Origin of the sequence: Arthrobacter sp. 2762 (genome assembly GCF_040548745.1) — a bacterium.
Taxonomy (GTDB): Bacteria; Actinomycetota; Actinomycetes; order Actinomycetales; family Micrococcaceae; genus Arthrobacter.
In genome coordinates this window covers 395,904-412,786 of the sequence record NZ_JBEPSI010000003.1, presented here as the reverse complement: position 1 = coordinate 412,786, position 16,883 = coordinate 395,904, and the positions used below count along the sequence as shown (strand labels likewise).

Annotated in this window: 16 protein-coding genes; 8 read left to right on the top strand and 8 right to left on the bottom strand. The window is 62.9% G+C overall.

All coding sequences use genetic code 11. The features are described 5' to 3' along the window. Positions 1-9: 9 nt before the first annotated feature. From ABIE18_RS08485 to ABIE18_RS08470, 4 genes are all read right to left on the bottom strand, one after another. Positions 10-1,224 carry a LolA family protein gene (locus ABIE18_RS08485; protein WP_499722243.1) on the bottom strand — a complete coding sequence of 405 codons (1,215 nt, stop codon included), beginning with the start codon at positions 1,222-1,224 and terminating at the stop codon, positions 10-12. Between the two features lie 130 nt (positions 1,225-1,354). Continuing rightward, positions 1,355-2,425 (bottom strand): SIS domain-containing protein, encoded by a 1,071-nt coding sequence (locus tag ABIE18_RS08480; RefSeq protein ID WP_499722241.1) that lies wholly within the window; start codon positions 2,423-2,425, stop codon positions 1,355-1,357. A 40-nt stretch (positions 2,426-2,465) separates the two neighbouring features. Continuing rightward, positions 2,466-3,395, bottom strand: coding sequence for an N-acetylglucosamine kinase (locus ABIE18_RS08475; RefSeq protein ID WP_499722239.1), 930 nt, complete (start codon positions 3,393-3,395; stop codon positions 2,466-2,468). Further along, positions 3,392-4,825, bottom strand: coding sequence for a sugar porter family MFS transporter (locus ABIE18_RS08470; RefSeq protein WP_499722237.1), 1,434 nt, complete (start codon positions 4,823-4,825; stop codon positions 3,392-3,394). Before ABIE18_RS08470 ends, ABIE18_RS08475 begins: the two co-directional genes overlap by 4 nt. A 113-nt stretch (positions 4,826-4,938) precedes the next feature. Between ABIE18_RS08470 and ABIE18_RS08465 the strand changes: the two genes are divergently transcribed. Further along, on the top strand, positions 4,939-5,670 hold the full coding sequence (locus ABIE18_RS08465; RefSeq protein WP_499722236.1) for a GntR family transcriptional regulator: 732 nt from the start codon (positions 4,939-4,941) through the stop codon (positions 5,668-5,670). A gap of 36 nt (positions 5,671-5,706) precedes the next feature. Here the strand turns inward: ABIE18_RS08465 and ABIE18_RS08460 are convergent, their stop codons facing one another. The 3 genes from ABIE18_RS08460 to kynA are packed head-to-tail and all read right to left on the bottom strand — an operon-like array spanning position 5,707 to position 8,709. After that, positions 5,707-6,570, bottom strand: coding sequence for a PaaX family transcriptional regulator (locus ABIE18_RS08460; RefSeq protein ID WP_499722234.1), 864 nt, complete (start codon positions 6,568-6,570; stop codon positions 5,707-5,709). Further along, positions 6,567-7,805, bottom strand: a complete 1,239-nt coding sequence (locus tag ABIE18_RS08455; RefSeq protein ID WP_499722232.1) for a kynureninase — start codon at positions 7,803-7,805, stop codon at positions 6,567-6,569. Before ABIE18_RS08455 ends, ABIE18_RS08460 begins: the two co-directional genes overlap by 4 nt. A gap of 34 nt (positions 7,806-7,839) precedes the next feature. Next, positions 7,840-8,709, bottom strand: coding sequence for a tryptophan 2,3-dioxygenase (gene kynA / locus ABIE18_RS08450; RefSeq protein WP_499722231.1), 870 nt, complete (start codon positions 8,707-8,709; stop codon positions 7,840-7,842). A gap of 131 nt (positions 8,710-8,840) precedes the next feature. Between kynA and ABIE18_RS08445 the strand changes: the two genes are divergently transcribed. The 6 genes from ABIE18_RS08445 to ABIE18_RS08420 all read left to right on the top strand — a co-directional run bounded on the left by ABIE18_RS08445 (position 8,841) and on the right by ABIE18_RS08420 (position 13,526). Further along, positions 8,841-9,347, top strand: a complete 507-nt coding sequence (locus ABIE18_RS08445; RefSeq protein WP_431115178.1) for an HAD domain-containing protein — start codon at positions 8,841-8,843, stop codon at positions 9,345-9,347. 179 nt (positions 9,348-9,526) lie between these two features. Then, the gene (locus ABIE18_RS08440; RefSeq protein ID WP_499722230.1) at positions 9,527-10,732 is read left to right on the top strand and encodes an inorganic phosphate transporter; all 1,206 of its coding nucleotides are present in this window, start codon (positions 9,527-9,529) and stop codon (positions 10,730-10,732) included. Further along, positions 10,729-10,950, top strand: a complete 222-nt coding sequence (locus tag ABIE18_RS08435) for a hypothetical protein (protein ID WP_499722229.1) — start codon at positions 10,729-10,731, stop codon at positions 10,948-10,950. Before ABIE18_RS08440 ends, ABIE18_RS08435 begins: the two co-directional genes overlap by 4 nt. A gap of 92 nt (positions 10,951-11,042) precedes the next feature. Further along, positions 11,043-12,041, top strand: coding sequence for a hypothetical protein (locus ABIE18_RS08430; RefSeq protein ID WP_499722228.1), 999 nt, complete (start codon positions 11,043-11,045; stop codon positions 12,039-12,041). Next, positions 12,038-12,967, top strand: coding sequence for a hypothetical protein (locus ABIE18_RS08425; RefSeq protein WP_499722227.1), 930 nt, complete (start codon positions 12,038-12,040; stop codon positions 12,965-12,967). The genes ABIE18_RS08430 and ABIE18_RS08425 overlap by 4 nt, the downstream gene beginning before the upstream one ends. Before the next feature lie 13 nt (positions 12,968-12,980). Then, positions 12,981-13,526, top strand: coding sequence for a dihydrofolate reductase family protein (locus ABIE18_RS08420; RefSeq protein ID WP_499722226.1), 546 nt, complete (start codon positions 12,981-12,983; stop codon positions 13,524-13,526). An 8-nt stretch (positions 13,527-13,534) separates the two neighbouring features. On the opposite strand, the gene ABIE18_RS08415 is transcribed toward ABIE18_RS08420, so the two are convergent. After that, positions 13,535-13,999, bottom strand: coding sequence for a hotdog fold thioesterase (locus ABIE18_RS08415; RefSeq protein ID WP_223932901.1), 465 nt, complete (start codon positions 13,997-13,999; stop codon positions 13,535-13,537). A 160-nt stretch (positions 14,000-14,159) separates the two neighbouring features. Between ABIE18_RS08415 and polA the strand changes: the two genes are divergently transcribed. Further along, a complete protein-coding gene (gene polA, locus ABIE18_RS08410) occupies positions 14,160-16,802 on the top strand; it encodes a DNA polymerase I (protein ID WP_499722272.1) in 2,643 nt (880 codons plus the stop codon). Positions 16,803-16,883: the final 81 nt, after the last annotated feature.

Sequence of the window (16,883 nt, the reverse complement as noted above, 5' to 3'; positions counted from 1 at the left end):
ATGCACCGATCATTGCGCCGTCGCGGCTGATTCCAGCCGGTCCAAAGGCACCAATCCCGCAAACACGCGGCCGTCGTCGAGAATGAGAACGCTCACCAGGGAGGTAGTCAACGCCCGTCCGCCACTTACGGGTTGCAGGGCCTGGGCGAGTTGCGGGTTGGATGTGAGTTCGGCGGGCGCCGTGCCAGCGGGTAAACCGATCACGGTGGCCCACCCTTCGCCGGTCACTGAAGGGCTGGGGTGGGGGAGCATGGGAGTGGCTGACCCCTCAGGTGTTGGAACAACAGCGTCCGGTGCCGGAGCAGAGTCATTCGGAGCAGGGGCAGAACCATCCGGGGCAGGCGCACTGGGGGCTGGGACGGGAACATCCGGAGCTGGGACGGCAGGATCTTCCATCGCGGGCGGCAACGGCTTCATGGGAACCGGCTTCTCCGTGACAGTTGCACCGGCCGGAGGAGTGAAGTTAAACAAGGCCGCGTCAGGTGTGGAGAAGTTTACGTCGGTATAGGCAAGTGAGTACGCGGGCTCCGGCTGGCCCTTCGCACGGACCTCGACGCCCAGCGGCAAACCGGTTTCGGAGTCGACGTCGATCGATACCGAATCAACCAAAGTTCCGTCACTGCGCGGCAGGAGGCTTAGCCGGTACGCGCTGCGACCCGCCACAGTGGAAGCTTCGCCCACTGTTACCTCAGTGCTGGAATCAATGGCTGACAGGAAATGACTGGCCATTGCCTCGGGAGTGGGCATGCCAGGACGGGTTGTTTCACTTGGAAGGAATTCCTTCCGCTCGGCCAATGAAGGCACAGGGACGCTCAGGTGCGTCGCGCTGTTGTCAGCGGAGTTGTAGAACCAGGCATCGCCTCCATTGACCACAAAGTCACGTTCGGCCATCCGGTCCATGATCTGCAACCTGGCCTTGGAAGGGCCGCCCACGTACACCCGCGCTGTGTGCGAACCCGTGAGCAGCTCAAGTGCAGACGTGGCTCCGGGCCCGATTCCCGGGCCAGCAGTTGGAACCTCAGGCAGCCCCAACTCCGCAGTTTGCACCACTGTGCCGGATAAAGCGCGCACCTCGGTACGGGCTATCATCGCCAGGATCTCGTCGGCCGTTTTGGGCGGCAGGGAGACAGTTGCGCCGGCCTGCACGGAGCCAATAAGCGCCGCCAGTGCCAGTGCAAGGGGAATCAGGAGAGCTGGCAGCCACCGCTGCCGGGCCCGCGCCATTGCTACCGACCACCACGCGTGAGAGGCATGAATCCAGACTACTCCCGTTACCTGAACGCATCATCGGTCCGCGTGGCTGGATGCGGCCTGCACATCCAGCCACGCATATGTGGGCACCAGATTGCTGCGCCTACCAGGTTTCGGTGACCTTCAGCAGGCCGCGCGGTGCGTCGGGATCATTGCCGCGCTCCACCGACAACTGCAGGGCCAGTCGCTGGAGGGGCAGGATCTGCAGGATAGGAGAAAGCTCCTCGGGCACGCCCGTAGGCACTGGAAGGACCAAACTACCTGGAAGGGCGGCAGAGGGATCGCCCACCACACACACGTGCGCTGCACGGCCTGCGAGCCTCTCCAGGACAGGGCGCATGGCCTTACCTCCGATTCCCTCCGGCACAACGGCAATCACAGGGTGCTGGGAGTCGATCATCGCGAACGGCCCGTGCAGGAGGTCCGCGCCAGAGAATGCCTGGGCAGGAAGGTAGGAGGTTTCCATGAGCTTCAAGGCACCCTCCCTCGCCGTGGGGTAGGAATAGCCACGACCCGTGGTGATAATGCGATCGGCAAAGCGGTAACCACCAGCGACCTCCAGCACGGCGTCGTCGGCAAGGACGGAAGCGGCCCACTCCGGAAGGCCCGCCGCGTCCGCGAACGTCCCACCACGCCACGCATCAACCAACAACCACAAGGCCAGGAGCTGCGCCGTGTAGCTCTTGGTAGCGGCAACCGCAGTTTCGCTGCCCGCCCCAATATCCAGGTGATGCTCCGCGGCCCCAGCCAGCGGGGATTCCGGAGAGTTGGTCACCGCAACAGTAAGAGCGCCCAGACGACGCGCTGCCGCCGTCGACTCCACCAGGTCCGGCGAGCCGCCGGACTGGCTAACCGCCAACCACAGCACGCCCTCCAGTTGGGGCGTGGCGCCATAGGCAGTAAGGGTCGACGGCGACGCGAGGCCAACAGGCAGCCCCAAGCTGATTTCAATGAGGTACTTCGCGTACAACGCCGCATGGTCACTCGTGCCGCGGGCAGCGAGCAGGACAAACCGTGGGCTCGCCTTCTTGATGATGTCCGCCATAGCCACGAACTGGTGGCGGCCCGAGTCCAGGAGTCCGGCAAGAACCTGGGGCTGCTCGCCGATCTCGTTGGTCATCTTGACGCCGGGAGTATGGTGCGAGACGTCTGGGGAGGTAGGAGTGATGATCATGGTTCCTGTCTGTTGTTCGAAGGGGCAAAATCTCTGGGAGTCAGGGCTGGATCAACTGCCGTGCGAGCTTTACGGCTCCGTGCACGGGGGCCTGGCTCTGGATCCTGATCAGCGACGGATCCTCCAAGGCAACCTTGCGGGCAACAGCGCCGGCCAACTGCTGCTGATTGACCAGAAGGCCACCAGCCATCACCAATGGCAGGTCCAATCCGAGCTCGCCCAGCACTTGCCGGGCCAACGTGGCCAGGGAATGCGCGGCTTCGGCTTGAATCCGCAACGCAGCAGGATCACCTTCAACCGCAAGATCCAGGACCAGCGGGGCAAGGCCCGCCCAATGGTCCGGCTCCGGCTTGGCATAGAAGAGATCCATAAGCTGCAGCGCGTCCGCGCTCGCCGTCGCGGCCAAAAGGGCGCTGACCATCGTGCCGGGTCCCAGTCCCGCATAGTACTCCCGCAAGGCCTCCCGGACGGCGTCACGGACCACGGAGTACCCTCCGCCTTCATCCCCGAGCAAGTAGCCGTAGCCACCGCTGCGCGCTTCCCGTCCCTCCCGGGTCCGGCCCCAAGCTACCGATCCGGTGCCTGCGACCAGAACCGCTCCGGCGTCGAGGTCTGCTGCGGCGAGGACGATGCGGGTGTCATGGACCACCTCAATCCTGGCGCCGGGAAAATACTCGGTAAGCAAAGCACTCAGGACAGCCCTGCTGGCAGGAGTATCCGCCCCTGCAGCACCGGCGCAAACCGCCTCAACACCATCACCGACGGCGTCCGCGATCCGCCGCAGCACGGCATCTGCTCCCTGATGACCCACTGAGGACAGGTTGGCGCTCGCCTCGGTGATCTCAAGAGGTGCCTCGCTGCTCGTCTCCGGGCCCTGGCCCTGGCCCGGGTCCGGGTCCGAGCCAAGGTCCGAACGGACAGCATGTGTCTTGGAACCTCCAATATGAAGGCCCAACACCGTCGGCGTCACCGGACAACCGCCGGTTCGATGTTTTCCTGTGCGGGGATGTTTCCGGCCGCGTCAGCCTCCGGCCACTTCCCACCGTTTTCCCAGTACTGCTGTATTTCCTCCAAGGGGCGGCCCTTCGTCTCGGGAGCGAACTTGCGGACAAACATAAAGCCGAGGATAGCCAGAACACCGAACACTGCGAAGGTGCCTGCACCACCCAAACGCTGGAGCATGGTCAGGAAGAACGCTGCCACCAGGACATTGGCCACCAGATCGGAGGTCAGCATGGCGCTCGCACCAAGCGAGCGGAGCCGGGAAGGGAAACTCTCGCCGGCGTATACCCACACCAGTGCACCGAACCCGAACGTGAAGCCCACGGTGAAAAGAAGGACGCCAAGGAAGCCGAGGACAGTGAGCAGCCCGCCGAAGTCCTGGCCGGCCATGAAAACACCTACCAACAGGACGTTGGCCACCACCATCATCCCGATGCCGGTCAACAGCACCGGGCGGCGGCCCAGCCGGTCCACCAAGGCCAGGGACACGAAAACAGCGACGAGCGAGGCCACCTGCACTGCAGCGGGAAGCAGCAGGAGCGCTGCGTTGCCGCTGAAGCCCATGGCTTCGAAGATCCTTGGGCTGTAGTAGACCACAGCATTGATGCCGGTTATTTGGATGAAGAAGCCCAAGCCAACCACAAACACGGTGGCCCGAAGGTAAGGAACGCGCAGCATCTCGCGGAGGCCGCCGCCGCGTTCTTCGCTGATGGCCCGCTGCATCTCGGCCAATTCTGCTTCCACGTCCGCGTGGGGCTCAATGGCGGACAGAGTTCGCCTGGCATCAGCAGTCCTGCCTCGCATCATGTACCACCGGGCAGTATCCGGCAGCTTGATCACTATGGCGAGGACAATGACTGCGGGGATCGCAGCGAGGCCAAGCATCCACCGCCAGGAGCCCGTGCCTGCAAGGGCGTAGGCAGCCAGATAGCCGACGATGATGCCGAAGACTGTGGCCACTTGATACGCCACCAAGAGGGCGCCGCGGACCTTCGCCGGCGCGGACTCGGCAACGAACACGGGAACCACTACGACGGAGACACCGATGGTGAGGCCCAACAGGAGGCGGGCGATGAGCAGCGTCGGCACATCGCTGGACAGTGCGCTGAGCACCGCGAAGAGGGCGTAGCCGAGCGCGAGGCCCACCATGCAGAATTTCCTGCCCACGCGATTGGATAGCCAGCCACCTGCCAACGCCCCAAGAACTTCCCCGGCCACCACTGCGGTGGTCACCAGTTCCTGCTGGGATGTGGTGAGGCTGAATTGCTTGGTGATGAACAGCAGGGCGCCGGCAATGTTGGACATGTCGTAGCCGTAAATCACACCGATGGTGGCGGCGGCGCCGCCCACCAGGAGCCCGAGCTTGGGTGTTTGCCGTAGGTCTTGCAGGATCGACATCTTTGTCCCTTGGATCTGTGGAAAAGTAGGGGGGTTTGCGGAGTTTCTTCAAAATTGGTTTAGACCAACCTGCACAAGATTGGCATAGACCAATGGCGTTGTCTACAAGTAGGATGTCCAATATGTCCACTGATGCCGCGCCGGCGATGCCCAAGTACTACATCCTCAAGACCGAGCTGCTAGCCTCGATCGCCGGAGAGCAGCCGGGCACGCTCATTCCCACGGAGCGGGCGCTCGCAGAGAAGTACAAGACGTCCCGCACCACCGTGCGGCAAGCCATCAGCGAGCTCGTTGCAGAAGGGAAGCTGGGCCGCATCCAAGGGCATGGCACCTTTGTGGCGCCGCCAAAGATCACCCACGTGCGGCAGCTCACGTCCTTCTCCGACGACGCGAGGAGCCAAGGCCTGCGGCCTGACTCGCAGCTCCTGTCCCTGGCAATGGCAAAGGCAGACATCGACGTCGCGGCGCATTTGGGGCTCGACGACGGCGCTGTAGTCACCCGGCTTGAGCGAATCCGGTTGATCGACGGCGAACCGCTGGCGCACGAGATCGCCTACCTCCCGGGCAAGCTGCCGCGGTTCAAGGCAAACCTCGAGAAGGCCGGTTCGCTCTATGCAGCCCTGGCCGACATGTACGGCATCCACATCTCCGACGTCGAGGACACCGTGGAGACGGCACTGGCTGGGCCGGAGGACGTCCGGCTGCTCGGAATCGAAATGGGGGCGCCGTTGCTGGTGGTCCACCGCCTGGCACGGGATGCTGCGGGGGTTCCTGTCGAATGGACGCGCAGCACGTTCCGCGGCGATCGCTTCCGGTTCGTCTCGAGGGTCAAGAGCGCCGTCTAAAAGCGCACAATCTAAAAACAGCTGCCGGCAAATCGCTCAGCGAGCAACGACCGCCAAGTCGCTCCCAAGCGTGCGGCGCACGAACTCGGCACTGGGTTGTGCGTACGCGTCCATTATCCGCTTGAACAACGCTGTCCCTTCAGCCCCGGGCCAGTCTTTGGGCAGGAACGTGGCCGGCAACCCCGGGTCCAGGTAGGGGATGATCCGCCAGCGGTCGATGCACTGGACAAAAGTGGCGAACGCCTGTGCTGTCGCCTCAACGCCCGCGCCCTCCTGCCCAGGCACTGCGGCGCCGTGCTGGCGGATGAAATCCTTGTGCAGCTCTGCCACCGAGTCCAAATCCCACCAAGCGGACGCAGCGTCCTGGAGGGTGCCGCCCACCAAGGGGGTTTGCGTGACGAAGAGGGTGGCCATCCCTCGGAGTTCGAGGTCGGCGAGGATTTCCTCCACCTCGCCGCGAAGGGTATCCGGGCAGATCCACAGGCCGGCGGCCACAGTCCCGCAACCAATCCAGTGGAGCCTGCGCCGTAACTGGTGGCGCTTCTCGCGCTCCGTCTCCGGAATCGAAAAGGAGACGAGGCACCACGGATCGGACGGTGACATGCTGATGGGGTTGTATATCCTGCGGTCGCCGCGGGCCAGCATGGATGCGGCTCCTTCGGTCAGCGTGAAACCGGGGATCCCGTCGCGCGTCTCCTGAAGGACAACGTCCTTCTTCCGCAGGCGGCCCAGGGCGGTCCGGCTCACGGTGCCGGACGTGCCAAGGGCCTCCATGAGGACGACGATGTCCTTGGCCGACATCCAACCGCCCGCTTCCCGCAAGTACAAGCCGATGACGGTTCGCAGCAACGATGTGGTGCTCCCGGGACGGGAGTCCATATCGTCAAGAACGGCACTCACAGCAGTTCGGCGAGGGCGTCGCGGATAGCGGTCACTCCCAGCTCAACCTCGGCGTAGCTCGTGCTCAAGGGAGACAGGCCGATGCGCAGGCCATGCGGGGGACGGAAGTCCGGGATGACGCCCTTCTCCCAGAGCCTGGCTGTGACGTCGGCAAAGAGCGGGTGGTCCACAGTGATGTGGGAGCCGCGCTCGGCAGCGTCAAGCGGGCTCACGATCTGAACTCCAAGTGGAACCAGGAGCTCGCCTGCCAGGGCAATCGCATACTCCGTGAGTTTGACCGACTTCTCCCGGACCGAATCCATGCCCACAGAGGCGATCAGCTCCACCATGTCCTTGATCGGCTGCATGGCAAGAACCGGAGGAGTACCCGTGATGAACCGGCGGATTCCCTCTGCGGGACGGTACGAATCCGTCATGCCGAACGGATTGTCCGCGCCCATCCAGCCCCAAATTGGCTGCTGGAGCACGTCTTGCCGTGAGGCGTTGACATATGCGAACGCGGGGGAGCCCGGACCACCGTTGAGGTACTTGTAGGTGCAGCCGACGGCCAGGTCAACGTTCCAGGCATCAAGGTCCAACGGCACGGAACCTACGGAATGGCACAGGTCCCAGAGCATGAGGGCACCTGCGGCATGCACCTTGCCGGTGATTGCCTTCGCGTCTGCCAGGAACCCGGAGCGGTAGGCCACATGGCTAAGAACCACGACGGCGGTCCGCTCGCCAAGGAGCCCGTCAAGGTCCGCCGCACGAACGCCGCTTGCGGGGTTGGTGGCGATCCATTTGATGCTTGCCCCGCGTTCCTTGGCGATACCTTCGATGATGAAGCGGTCCGTGGGGAAGTTGTCCCGGTCAATGATGATCTCGTCACGGCCCGGCTGGGCATCTACCGCTGCCCGGATCAGCTTGTACAGCATGACCGAGGTGGAGTCGCCCACGGTGACCTGCCCGGGAGCCGCACCAAGCGTCACTTCGCCGATGCGGTCGCCCACGCGCGTAGGCTCATCCATCCACTGTTCGTCCCAGCCGCGGATCAGCCGGCTGCCCCAGGCGTCCTGGACAAACGACTGCAGGTTGGCAGCAGTTGCTTTCAAGGGACGCCCGAGGGAGTTGCCGTCCAGATACGAGGTGAGCTGTCCGGCGTCGGGCGTGTAGAAGGCCTCACGCTGGGCGGCGAGCGGATCTGCGGCGTCCAGTTCGGCCGACGTTGGCCGTTGGGTCTGCTGGGCGGTAGTCATGGTTCCCTCCTGGGGAGTGGTGTCCGGAAGTTTGTTAGTTGCCGATCTCAGTGCGGACCGCGTAAAGCTCGGGGAAGAAGGTGAGATCAAGTGCACGTTTGAGGAAGTCGACACCGGAGGAACCGCCGGTGCCTACCTTGAACCCGATGGTCCGCTGGACCGTGCGCAGGTGGCGGAAACGCCAGGCCTGGAAGTTGTCTTCGACGTCCACCAGGTCTTCGCACGCCTCGTACAGTCCCCACTGGGTATCGTCCGATTCGTAGATCTTCTGGAAGACGGGCACCAGATCCTTGCGGAAGGTCCACGGCTCGCTGGTGTCACGCTCAAGGATGTCTGCCGGAATGTCGTATCCGGCGCGGGCGAGCACCGCCAGGAAGGCGTCGTACAACGTGGGCTCGTCCAGAAGCCTGCTGAGCAGCGCATGTGCCTCGGGGTCGCTTTCGAAAACCCGCAGCATGCCACGGTTCTTGTTGCCCAGCAGGAATTCAACGCCTCGGTATTGGTAGGACTGGAAACCTGAGGAACTGCCCAGGAAGCCGCGGAACTGCGCATACTCGCGGGGCGTGAGCGTACCCAGGACCGACCACTGTTCGGTCATGGTGCGCTGGATGGCTTTGACGCGGGCGATGCATTTCAGGGCTTTGCCAAGGTTGTCCTGGTCGAAAAGCCTGCGGGCTTCCAAGAGCTCGTGAAGGACCAGTTTGAGCCATAGCTCACTGGTTTGGTGCTGGATGATGAACAGCAGTTCGTCGTGGTGCTCCGGCTGGCTGAGCGGATGCTGCGAGTTGAGCAGGTGGTCCAGGTCCAGATAGCCGCCATAGGACATCGCATGCCGGAAATCGGTGCGCACTGAGTCTTCTATGTGGCGGACACTTTGGGGGGAATGGACTGGGGGCTTTTCCATACCTTCGAGATTATCACTTCCATGACGAACGTCAAGAGAATGATTTTATTGGCACCTCCTTCCCCTGAAGTTCTCCGCGGTACCGTACGCTGGGCTTGATACACCGGAACCTGGGGGAAGGGAGGACGGCCATGGCCTCCAACATGCCGGTGTCCATATATTTGGACGTCGACGGCGTGGTGAACCCGTTCGGACCCCAAGGCGTCACTGATTGGGGCGGCGAATGGAAAATCGCCGACGCCGGAATCCTTGACGTCGCGTTCGCGCCCGAGGCAGTGGCCGAACTCAACGAGCTCGCGGCTCATCCCTCCGCCCGCTTTGTATGGCTCACCACGTGGGAGCGCCTTGCCCCGGAGTTCCTCTGTCCTGCCATTGGACTGAAGGGCGAGGACTGGCCTGTCCTTTCCAGCCAGGGGTGGGACCAAAGCCCGGAATGGTGGAAACTCGGGGCGCTCCAGAAGGACCTGGCCGCGATGGGAGCTGAGCGCTTCGTGTGGCTGGACGACCAACTTGGCCAGGAGTCAGACGCCCGTTCCTGGGCCGAATACCACCAGGACCGTGTGCTTTGCATCTCACCGGATCCGCGCAAGGGACTCTCCCGCAGCGATCTTGCCGCGGTCCGGACCTTCCTCGGTTGACCGAGGTGCTGGTACATGTTTGTCGGCTCGGTGGTTGGCACGTAGGATTCTTAAGGTTTCAAGCCCGCCGGATAGAGTGCGGCAAGTCCAGTCAGTTGAACAATGGCTGAACTATGCTGTGCATGGCAGGTATGGGGAAGTGAAACTCCTGAACGTCGACTCTGCAGATTGGGCAACAGGTGGAAATCACCTTCATGGTCGCGCTTGTCATAGCGTTGGCCCTATTCTTTGACTTCACCAACGGCTTTCACGACACAGCCAATGCGATGGCCACGCCTATCGCTACGGGGGCGATCAAGCCCAAGACGGCGGTTGCCCTGGCTGCCGTGCTCAACCTTGTTGGGGCATTCCTATCAACTGAAGTGGCAAAAACCATTTCCGGCGGACTCATCCGGGAAGGCTCGGACGGTATCCACATCACGCCGGACATCATCTTTGCGGGCCTGATGGGTGCAATCCTCTGGAACATGGTCACCTGGCTCAAGGGCCTGCCTTCCAGTTCCTCCCACGCACTGTTCGGCGGCCTCATCGGCGCCGCCGTGGTGGGTATCGGAGTGCACTCCATAAACTTTGAAACAGTGCTGCAGAAGGTGATCCTGCCGGCTGTCTTTGCACCACTTATCGCAGGCGCCGTGGCGTACCTTTGTACCCGGCTGGCCTATGCGCTGACTTCCCGGCATGACCCGGAAACGGGGGACAAGCTCACGCAGAAACGCGGCGGTTTCCGGACCGGCCAGATCTTCACGTCCAGCCTCGTGGCCCTCGCTCACGGCACCAACGATGCCCAGAAGACCATGGGCATCATCACCCTGGTCCTCATCGCCGCAGGTACGCAGACTCCGGGATCCGGTCCACAGTTCTGGGTTGTGGCCGCTTGTGCTTTGGCCATCGCCATCGGTACTTATGCCGGCGGCTGGCGCATCATCCGCACCATGGGATCGGGCCTGACCGAAGTAAAGCCTGCGCAGGGCTTCTCGGCCGAGACCAGCACTGCCTCAGCCATCCTGGCTTCTTCCCATCTGGGCTTCGCGCTCTCCACCACGCAGGTCGCCTCCGGCTCGGTCATTGGCTCCGGCCTGGGCCGAAAGGGCACGTCCGTGCGTTGGGGCACTGCCGGCAAGATCGCTTTGGGTTGGCTGTTTACCCTGCCGGCGTCGGCCATCGTAGGTGCACTTACCGCGCTCCTGGTGAACATCGGCGTCGTGGGTGTGGTCATCGCCGCGGTTGTCGGTAGCGCCGCCGTCGTCTTCATGTTTGTTGCATCGCGTAAATCGCATGTCGGCCACCACAATGCAGTCGAAGTCGAAGAAGCCGGCCACGCGGTCAAGTTCAGCAAGAAAAAGAAATCCCGAAAGTCCGTCAACAACAAGGATGTGCAGCGATGAAGTGGCTGGAATTGCTTCAGGTTGCCGGCGTCACGCTCGTTGCTGCTGTGACTCTGGTGGTCCTTTACTCCCTGGGAGTACGCCTCACCGCAATTGCGGGTGACGCCCAGCAGAAGTCGCCCGGACTGGTTCGCTCCCTGGCGGCCGTATGCTTTGCCATCTGCGGGCTCGCTGTGCTGTTCGGCATCTACCTGATCGTGCCCTACTTCGGAAAGTAACGCCCTCTCTGGCAGCAAAGTCCGTTCGGGAGAATAATCAGCAGTGAAGTTACATCACTGCGTGGTCGTGATCCGGCAGATGTGGGGCTGTCATGAAGTGCCATTCCCGAAGCCATCTCATCGGACTGGCGCTGGTTCCGGTCCTGATGCTGGCACTTTCTGCCTGCGTTCCCAACACCGCCTCACCAGGTAATCCTTCCCCCAATCCGGCTCCGCCCGTCACCACCGCCACGTCACCAGCGGTTCCCACCGCCGTCGATCCCACCGCGGGGCAGCCCGCAGGTCCGGCGGGGCCCGGAGCTCCACAAGCAGAAGCGCCGGTGGTGCGCTGGGTGCCCATTGGACCAGTAGGCCCCAACGATCCCACATCGGGTCAACGCTATCTTCTGCTGCAGCAATTCCAATGCGATGCCCTGGCCCAAAGCCTGGAAGGCGCGGAAGACGCTGCGGTCTGGCTGGCGGGCGCGGCTGTCTGCAAGGCACTGCAAAGTGGTACCCAGCAGGACTGGCAGCGGGCTTCGAACGCCGTTGCCGCAACACCGCGCATACCGCAGACCCAGTGTCTTGAGTTCACGGTCGCAGCAACGTCAGCCTCTGCGATCGCCCAACACCGCAGCAACCCGGGAGTTCCACTAAAGCCCGAGACCGCCCCGGGTGAAGCTTGCCCTCGGCACTTGAGCGGCCTCACGGTGGTAGACAACGACCTGAGGCCAGTGGCCGGCACAGCACGTGCCTCCGGCCCCCGATCAGGCGGAACTGTCGTCAGGCTGGATGGCTATTACGTCAGGGTTGCGGACATCCTGTTCGACGGCGTCCCGGCAGCCCCCGAAATAGTTGCCGGAGGAGGGGATTACGAAACGCTATACCTGAGGATGCCGCCGGCCGACGGCCGCGACTCCCTCCGCATTTCCATTACGGACACCGTGGACATCAGCGGAACAGTGACCTTCTTCTATGAAGATTCCACGCCGACCAGCACGGGCCCGGGTGGAACGCCCAAAACCCCTGGAACCCGGCCAAGCGCTGAACCCACGCAGAGCGCCCCGCCAGCCATTCCTTCTGTTGGCGCGTCCCCCACGGCAACTCCATGAGCGTCGCCCAGGAACCCGCTGCGTCACAAGAATCCGATGCGTCCCAAATAGCCGATGAGCGGAGCCTGGTCAACAACCGCTGGCAGCGGACCCTGGACGTCCTCTCCGTCATTGGTCCGCCCCTGACCGTGGCCACGGCGTTGTTGGTCTACTTCGGCTGGGCGCGGACGGATGCCCAGGCGAAGGCCATGGGCCTGGACGTCAGCCTGTTTGGTTATACCGTGCAGGACTTTATCCTGCGGAGTATCCAGTCGCTCTTTCAGCCGTTGGCCTGGCTAGTGGTGATCGGGTTGTTGTGGCTCATGGTGGACCGGCTCGTTTCCCGGCTCCTGGGCGCCGCACGCTACCGGACGCTCCTGCGAAGGGCCGCCCTGGTGGTCCTGGTTCTTGGCTTCGCCTACGCGGCGGTGATGTGGGTGGCGATCGTGACCCAGCCGGGACGGATCCTGCTCTATGCACCCTTCCTCATCGCCGCCGGCCTGCTGGTGGGGGCATGGGGGCTGAGTGTGCGTCGCCGGGCCGCTGATCCCGTCCAACGAGTACTCCGCGCCACCAGTCCGCGCTCGCTCGAAAGATCCCTTGTGTTCGTCCTGGTCACCCTGCTGCTGTTCTGGGGAACCTCCGATTACGCGCAAGCCCTTGGGCGGGGCGCCGCCATCGACTACCAGGAAAGATCCAGCCTGCTGCCAACAGCCGTGGTGTACAGCAAGGAGCGGTTGGCCGTGACAGCGCCCAACGTCCATGAGGACTCCGCTGGTACAGACGCCGAGCCGTTGTACCGATATACGGGCCTGCGGCTGCTGGTGGTCAGCGGAGGAAGGATCTTCCTGCTCAACGATGGATGGACGCTTGCCCAGGGCAGGGTGGTGGTACTCCGCGATGATGGCAGCGTCCGTGTGGAGTATGGGAACGCCAGCGCCAACTGACTAGTCTGGGGCCATGTCGATCTTCCAGTACTACGTGGCGTCCACCGTTGACGGTTTCATTGCTTCTGAGGATGACGATCTCGGCTGGCTCCTGCAATTCGACCAGGTTGAAGGCGTGAGCGGCAGCTATGAGTCCTTCTTCGCAGGTGTGGGTTGTATCGCGATGGGCGGCGAGACCTACCGTTGGCTCATGGAGCACGAGCCCGGCAAGTGGCCGTACCCGGACACCCCCTGTTGGGTGTTCACGCATCATGAATATTCAGCTCCGGCCGGTTCCAACGTCACGTTCGTCCGTGGGGACGTGAGCGAGTTCGCACCGGATCTCCTCGCCGACGCCGGAGACAAGAACGTCTGGCTGGTGGGCGGCGGGGACCTCGTGGCCCAGTTCGCCAACGCCGGTTTGCTCCACGAGGTGATCGTCACCATCATCCCCGTTGTACTCGGCGCCGGTAAGCGGCTGCTGCCGCTCAAAGGCCCGACGGCACCACTTGAGTTGCTCTCCTCGCGCATCCTTGGCGGGGCTGCGGCTGAACTGCATTACCGCATGCCGCCGCAGTAACTGTTCCGTCAGTGGCGGTTGTTCCGGATCATGTTGGTAATCCGGGCAGTTGAAAGCCTTCGGCCTTTTTCATCGGTGATAACGATCTCGTGGGTCGCCAAGGTCCCGCCCAGGTGGATGGCGGTACACGTGCCGGTTACCGTTCCGCTGGCAATCGAGCGGTGATGCGTCGCTCCGACTTCGATTCCCACAGCGTGCCGACCCCTGCCGGCGTGAAGCGATGCCGCAAACGAACCCAGGGTTTCGGCGAGGACCACGTGGGCTCCGCCGTGAAGGATGCCGGCTACCTGCGTGTTCCCTTCCACCGGCATGGTTGCCACAGTTCGTTCGGCGCTGAGCTCGGTAAACCGAATACCCATTTTCACCACAAGTGAGCCAACGCCGTGCCCGGAAAGCCAATCATGGAACTCTTCGGGCACACCTGCCTCGTTGAGTTCGTCGACAAACCGGTTCGGCGTGAAATTGTCCATCATGCCAACTAGGCTGGCACCTGTGAGTGAAACAACCAAACCGGACCAGGTTCCAACGGCCCAAGCTGCTGCCATTGCAACAGCACCCACCCCCTCTTCCACCGCTTCATCCAGCACCACGGGGGAGGGCCGGCCCAGGTTGCTGGTCCTGGATGGCCATTCCATGGCATTCCGGGCCTTCTACGCCCTTCCTGCTGAAAACTTCTCTACTGCCAGAGGCCAGTACACCAACGCCGTGCACGGATTCACCTCCATGCTGATCAACCTGATCAAGGACCAGAAGCCCACGCACGTCGCCGTCGCGTTTGATGTCTCTGACGACACCACGTTCCGCAAGGCCGAGTACAGCGAGTACAAGGGTGGCCGCAACGCGACGCCGGCGGAGTTCCAAGGCCAGATCGCGCTGATCGCGAGGGTCATGGAGGCATGGGGTATCAAGACCATTGCGCTGCCCGGCTACGAGGCTGACGACATCCTGGCCACCCTTGCTGCCCAGGCGGACGCTGCCGGCTTTGAGGTCCTCCTGGTCTCGGGGGATAGGGACTCCTTCCAGCTCATCAATGACAACGTGTTTGTGCTCTACCCCAAACAGGGCGTGAGCAACATCCCCAAGCTGGATGCCGCCGCCATTGAAGAGAAGTACTTCGTCAAGCCTGCCCTGTATTCGGACCTTGCAGCCTTGGTGGGCGAATCCGCGGACAACCTTCCGGGCGTACCGGGCGTGGGGCCAAAGACTGCCGCCAAGTGGATCAACCTCTACGGTGGCCTGGAGGGCATCCTGGAGAACCTGGACGCCATCGGTGGCAAGGTGGGCGGGGCCCTCAAGGAGAACCTTGAGAACGTCAAACGGAACCGGAGGTTGAACCAGCTGCTGACAGACCTCGAACTGCCCGTCAGGCTGGAGGACCTCCACGAGCCGCGCCCCGACCGGCAGGCCATCGAGGAACTGTTCGAGGAGCTGGAATTCCGTACCCTGCGCGCCCGGTTGTTCGATCTCTACGGCGACGACACCACCGGTGCTGCCCCGGACACCATCGAAGCCCCCGAGTTTGACACACTCAAGGACTCCGCTGGGCTGGAGGCCTTCTTCAGCGCCGGTTCCGGCACACGTTCCGCGATAGCCATCCAGCCGGTCCAAGGCCGTATAGGCGAGGATGCCAGCGCATTGGCTGTGGTCCGGAACAATGGCGCTGCCTATATTGACCTCACGGAGTTGGATTCAGCAGCCGAGTCGGTGCTGGCCAACTGGCTCCGGGACCCTGAAGAAGCCAAGGTGGTGCACGAGTTCAAGGCCGCCCTCAAGGCCCTGCACAACCGTGGCCTGGGCCTGGAAGGCGTGGTTGATGACACGTCGGTTTCCGGATACCTGATCCAGCCTGACCGCCGCAGCTACGATCTCCCTGAGCTCGCCCAGGTCCACCTCAAGATCTCCTTGGGCGTTGTGACCGCATCGGCCGGGCAGTTGGAACTGGACCTCATGGGAGGCAGTGACCAAGCAGCAGCTGCAGCGCTCGTCCAGCAGGCCGCCGTCGTGCATGCCCTCAGCAAGCACTTCGAGAAGGAACTTGCCGAGCGCAAGGCCGACGCCCTGCTGACCACGCTGGAGCTTCCGGTGTCCCGCGTCCTGGCGCAGATGGAACTGACCGGTATCTACGTCTCCATGGATCGCATGAACGAGCAGCTTGCGGACCTCACCAAGGTGATCGAGAATGCCCAGGAGCAGGCCTTCGCGGCGATCGGGCACGAGGTAAACCTGGGTTCACCCAAGCAGCTCCAGACCGTCCTTTTTGAGGAACTCGGCCTCCCGAAGACCAAGAAAATCAAGTCCGGCTACACCACGGATGCGGCATCCTTGAAGGCCCTGCTGGAGAAGACCGGCCATGAATTCCTGGTGCAGCTGATGGCCCACCGGGAATCGTCCAAGCTCGCGCAGATGGTGGAAACACTCAAGAAGTCCGTGTCGGATGATGGACGTATTCACACCACCTACGCTCAGAACATTGCTGCCACGGGCCGGATCTCCTCGAACAACCCCAACCTGCAGAACATCCCGGTCCGCAGCGAAGAAGGACGCCGGGTCCGTGGGATCTTCGTGGTCAGCGAAGGGTATGAATGCCTGCTGTCCGCTGACTACTCACAGATCGAAATGCGCATCATGGCCCACCTCTCCGGTGACGAGGCACTGATCCAGGCATACAGGGACGGCGAGGACCTGCACCGCTTCGTGGGCTCGCGGATCTTTAACGTCCCTCCTGCCGAAGTCACCAGCGCGATGCGTTCCAAGGTGAAGGCCATGTCCTACGGCCTGGCTTACGGGCTGACCTCGTTTGGCCTCTCAAAGCAGCTGGAGATTTCCGTGGACGAGGCCCGGACGCTGATGAAGGACTACTTCGATCGCTTCGGCGGCGTGCGTGACTACCTCAGGGGCGTTGTGGACCAGGCGAGGGTGGACGGTTACACGGCCACCATTGAAGGTCGCCGCCGTTACCTCCCGGACCTCACCAGCACCAATCGCCAGGCCCGCGAGGCAGCCGAGCGCATTGCCCTGAACTCGCCCATCCAGGGTTCCGCCGCCGATCTCATCAAGCGCGCAATGCTGGGCGTTTCGGCCGAACTTGCAAGCCAGGGCTTGAAATCGCGGATGCTTCTCCAGGTCCACGATGAACTCGTCCTCGAGGTGGCACCGGGAGAGCGCGACGCCGTCGAAAAACTGGTAGTGGAGCAAATGGGGTCTGCTGCTGAGCTGTCAGTCCCGTTGGACGTTCAGCTCGGCGTAGGTTCCAGCTGGTACGAGGCCGGCCACTAGTCGCCGTAAGTTCCGAAGGTTCGCCGGAGGGCGCGCCGCCTCGATGGTGGCGCGCCCTCCGGCGTCTGGCTAGGCTCGGGG

Coding starts and splice junctions, on each gene's coding strand:
- ABIE18_RS08485 (WP_499722243.1), bottom strand. CDS start 1,224: ATGGCGCGGGCCCGGCAGCGGTGGCTGCCAGCTCTCCTGATTCCCCTT.
- ABIE18_RS08480 (WP_499722241.1), bottom strand. CDS start 2,425: ATGATCATCACTCCTACCTCCCCAGACGTCTCGCACCATACTCCCGGC.
- ABIE18_RS08470 (WP_499722237.1), bottom strand. CDS start 4,825: ATGTCGATCCTGCAAGACCTACGGCAAACACCCAAGCTCGGGCTCCTG.
- ABIE18_RS08465 (WP_499722236.1), top strand. CDS start 4,939: ATGTCCAATATGTCCACTGATGCCGCGCCGGCGATGCCCAAGTACTAC.
- ABIE18_RS08455 (WP_499722232.1), bottom strand. CDS start 7,805: ATGACTACCGCCCAGCAGACCCAACGGCCAACGTCGGCCGAACTGGAC.
- kynA (WP_499722231.1), bottom strand. CDS start 8,709: ATGGAAAAGCCCCCAGTCCATTCCCCCCAAAGTGTCCGCCACATAGAA.
- ABIE18_RS08445 (WP_431115178.1), top strand. CDS start 8,841: ATGGCCTCCAACATGCCGGTGTCCATATATTTGGACGTCGACGGCGTG.
- ABIE18_RS08435 (WP_499722229.1), top strand. CDS start 10,729: ATGAAGTGGCTGGAATTGCTTCAGGTTGCCGGCGTCACGCTCGTTGCT.
- ABIE18_RS08430 (WP_499722228.1), top strand. CDS start 11,043: ATGAAGTGCCATTCCCGAAGCCATCTCATCGGACTGGCGCTGGTTCCG.
- ABIE18_RS08425 (WP_499722227.1), top strand. CDS start 12,038: ATGAGCGTCGCCCAGGAACCCGCTGCGTCACAAGAATCCGATGCGTCC.
- ABIE18_RS08420 (WP_499722226.1), top strand. CDS start 12,981: ATGTCGATCTTCCAGTACTACGTGGCGTCCACCGTTGACGGTTTCATT.
- ABIE18_RS08415 (WP_223932901.1), bottom strand. CDS start 13,999: ATGATGGACAATTTCACGCCGAACCGGTTTGTCGACGAACTCAACGAG.
- polA (WP_499722272.1), top strand. CDS start 14,160: ATGGCATTCCGGGCCTTCTACGCCCTTCCTGCTGAAAACTTCTCTACT.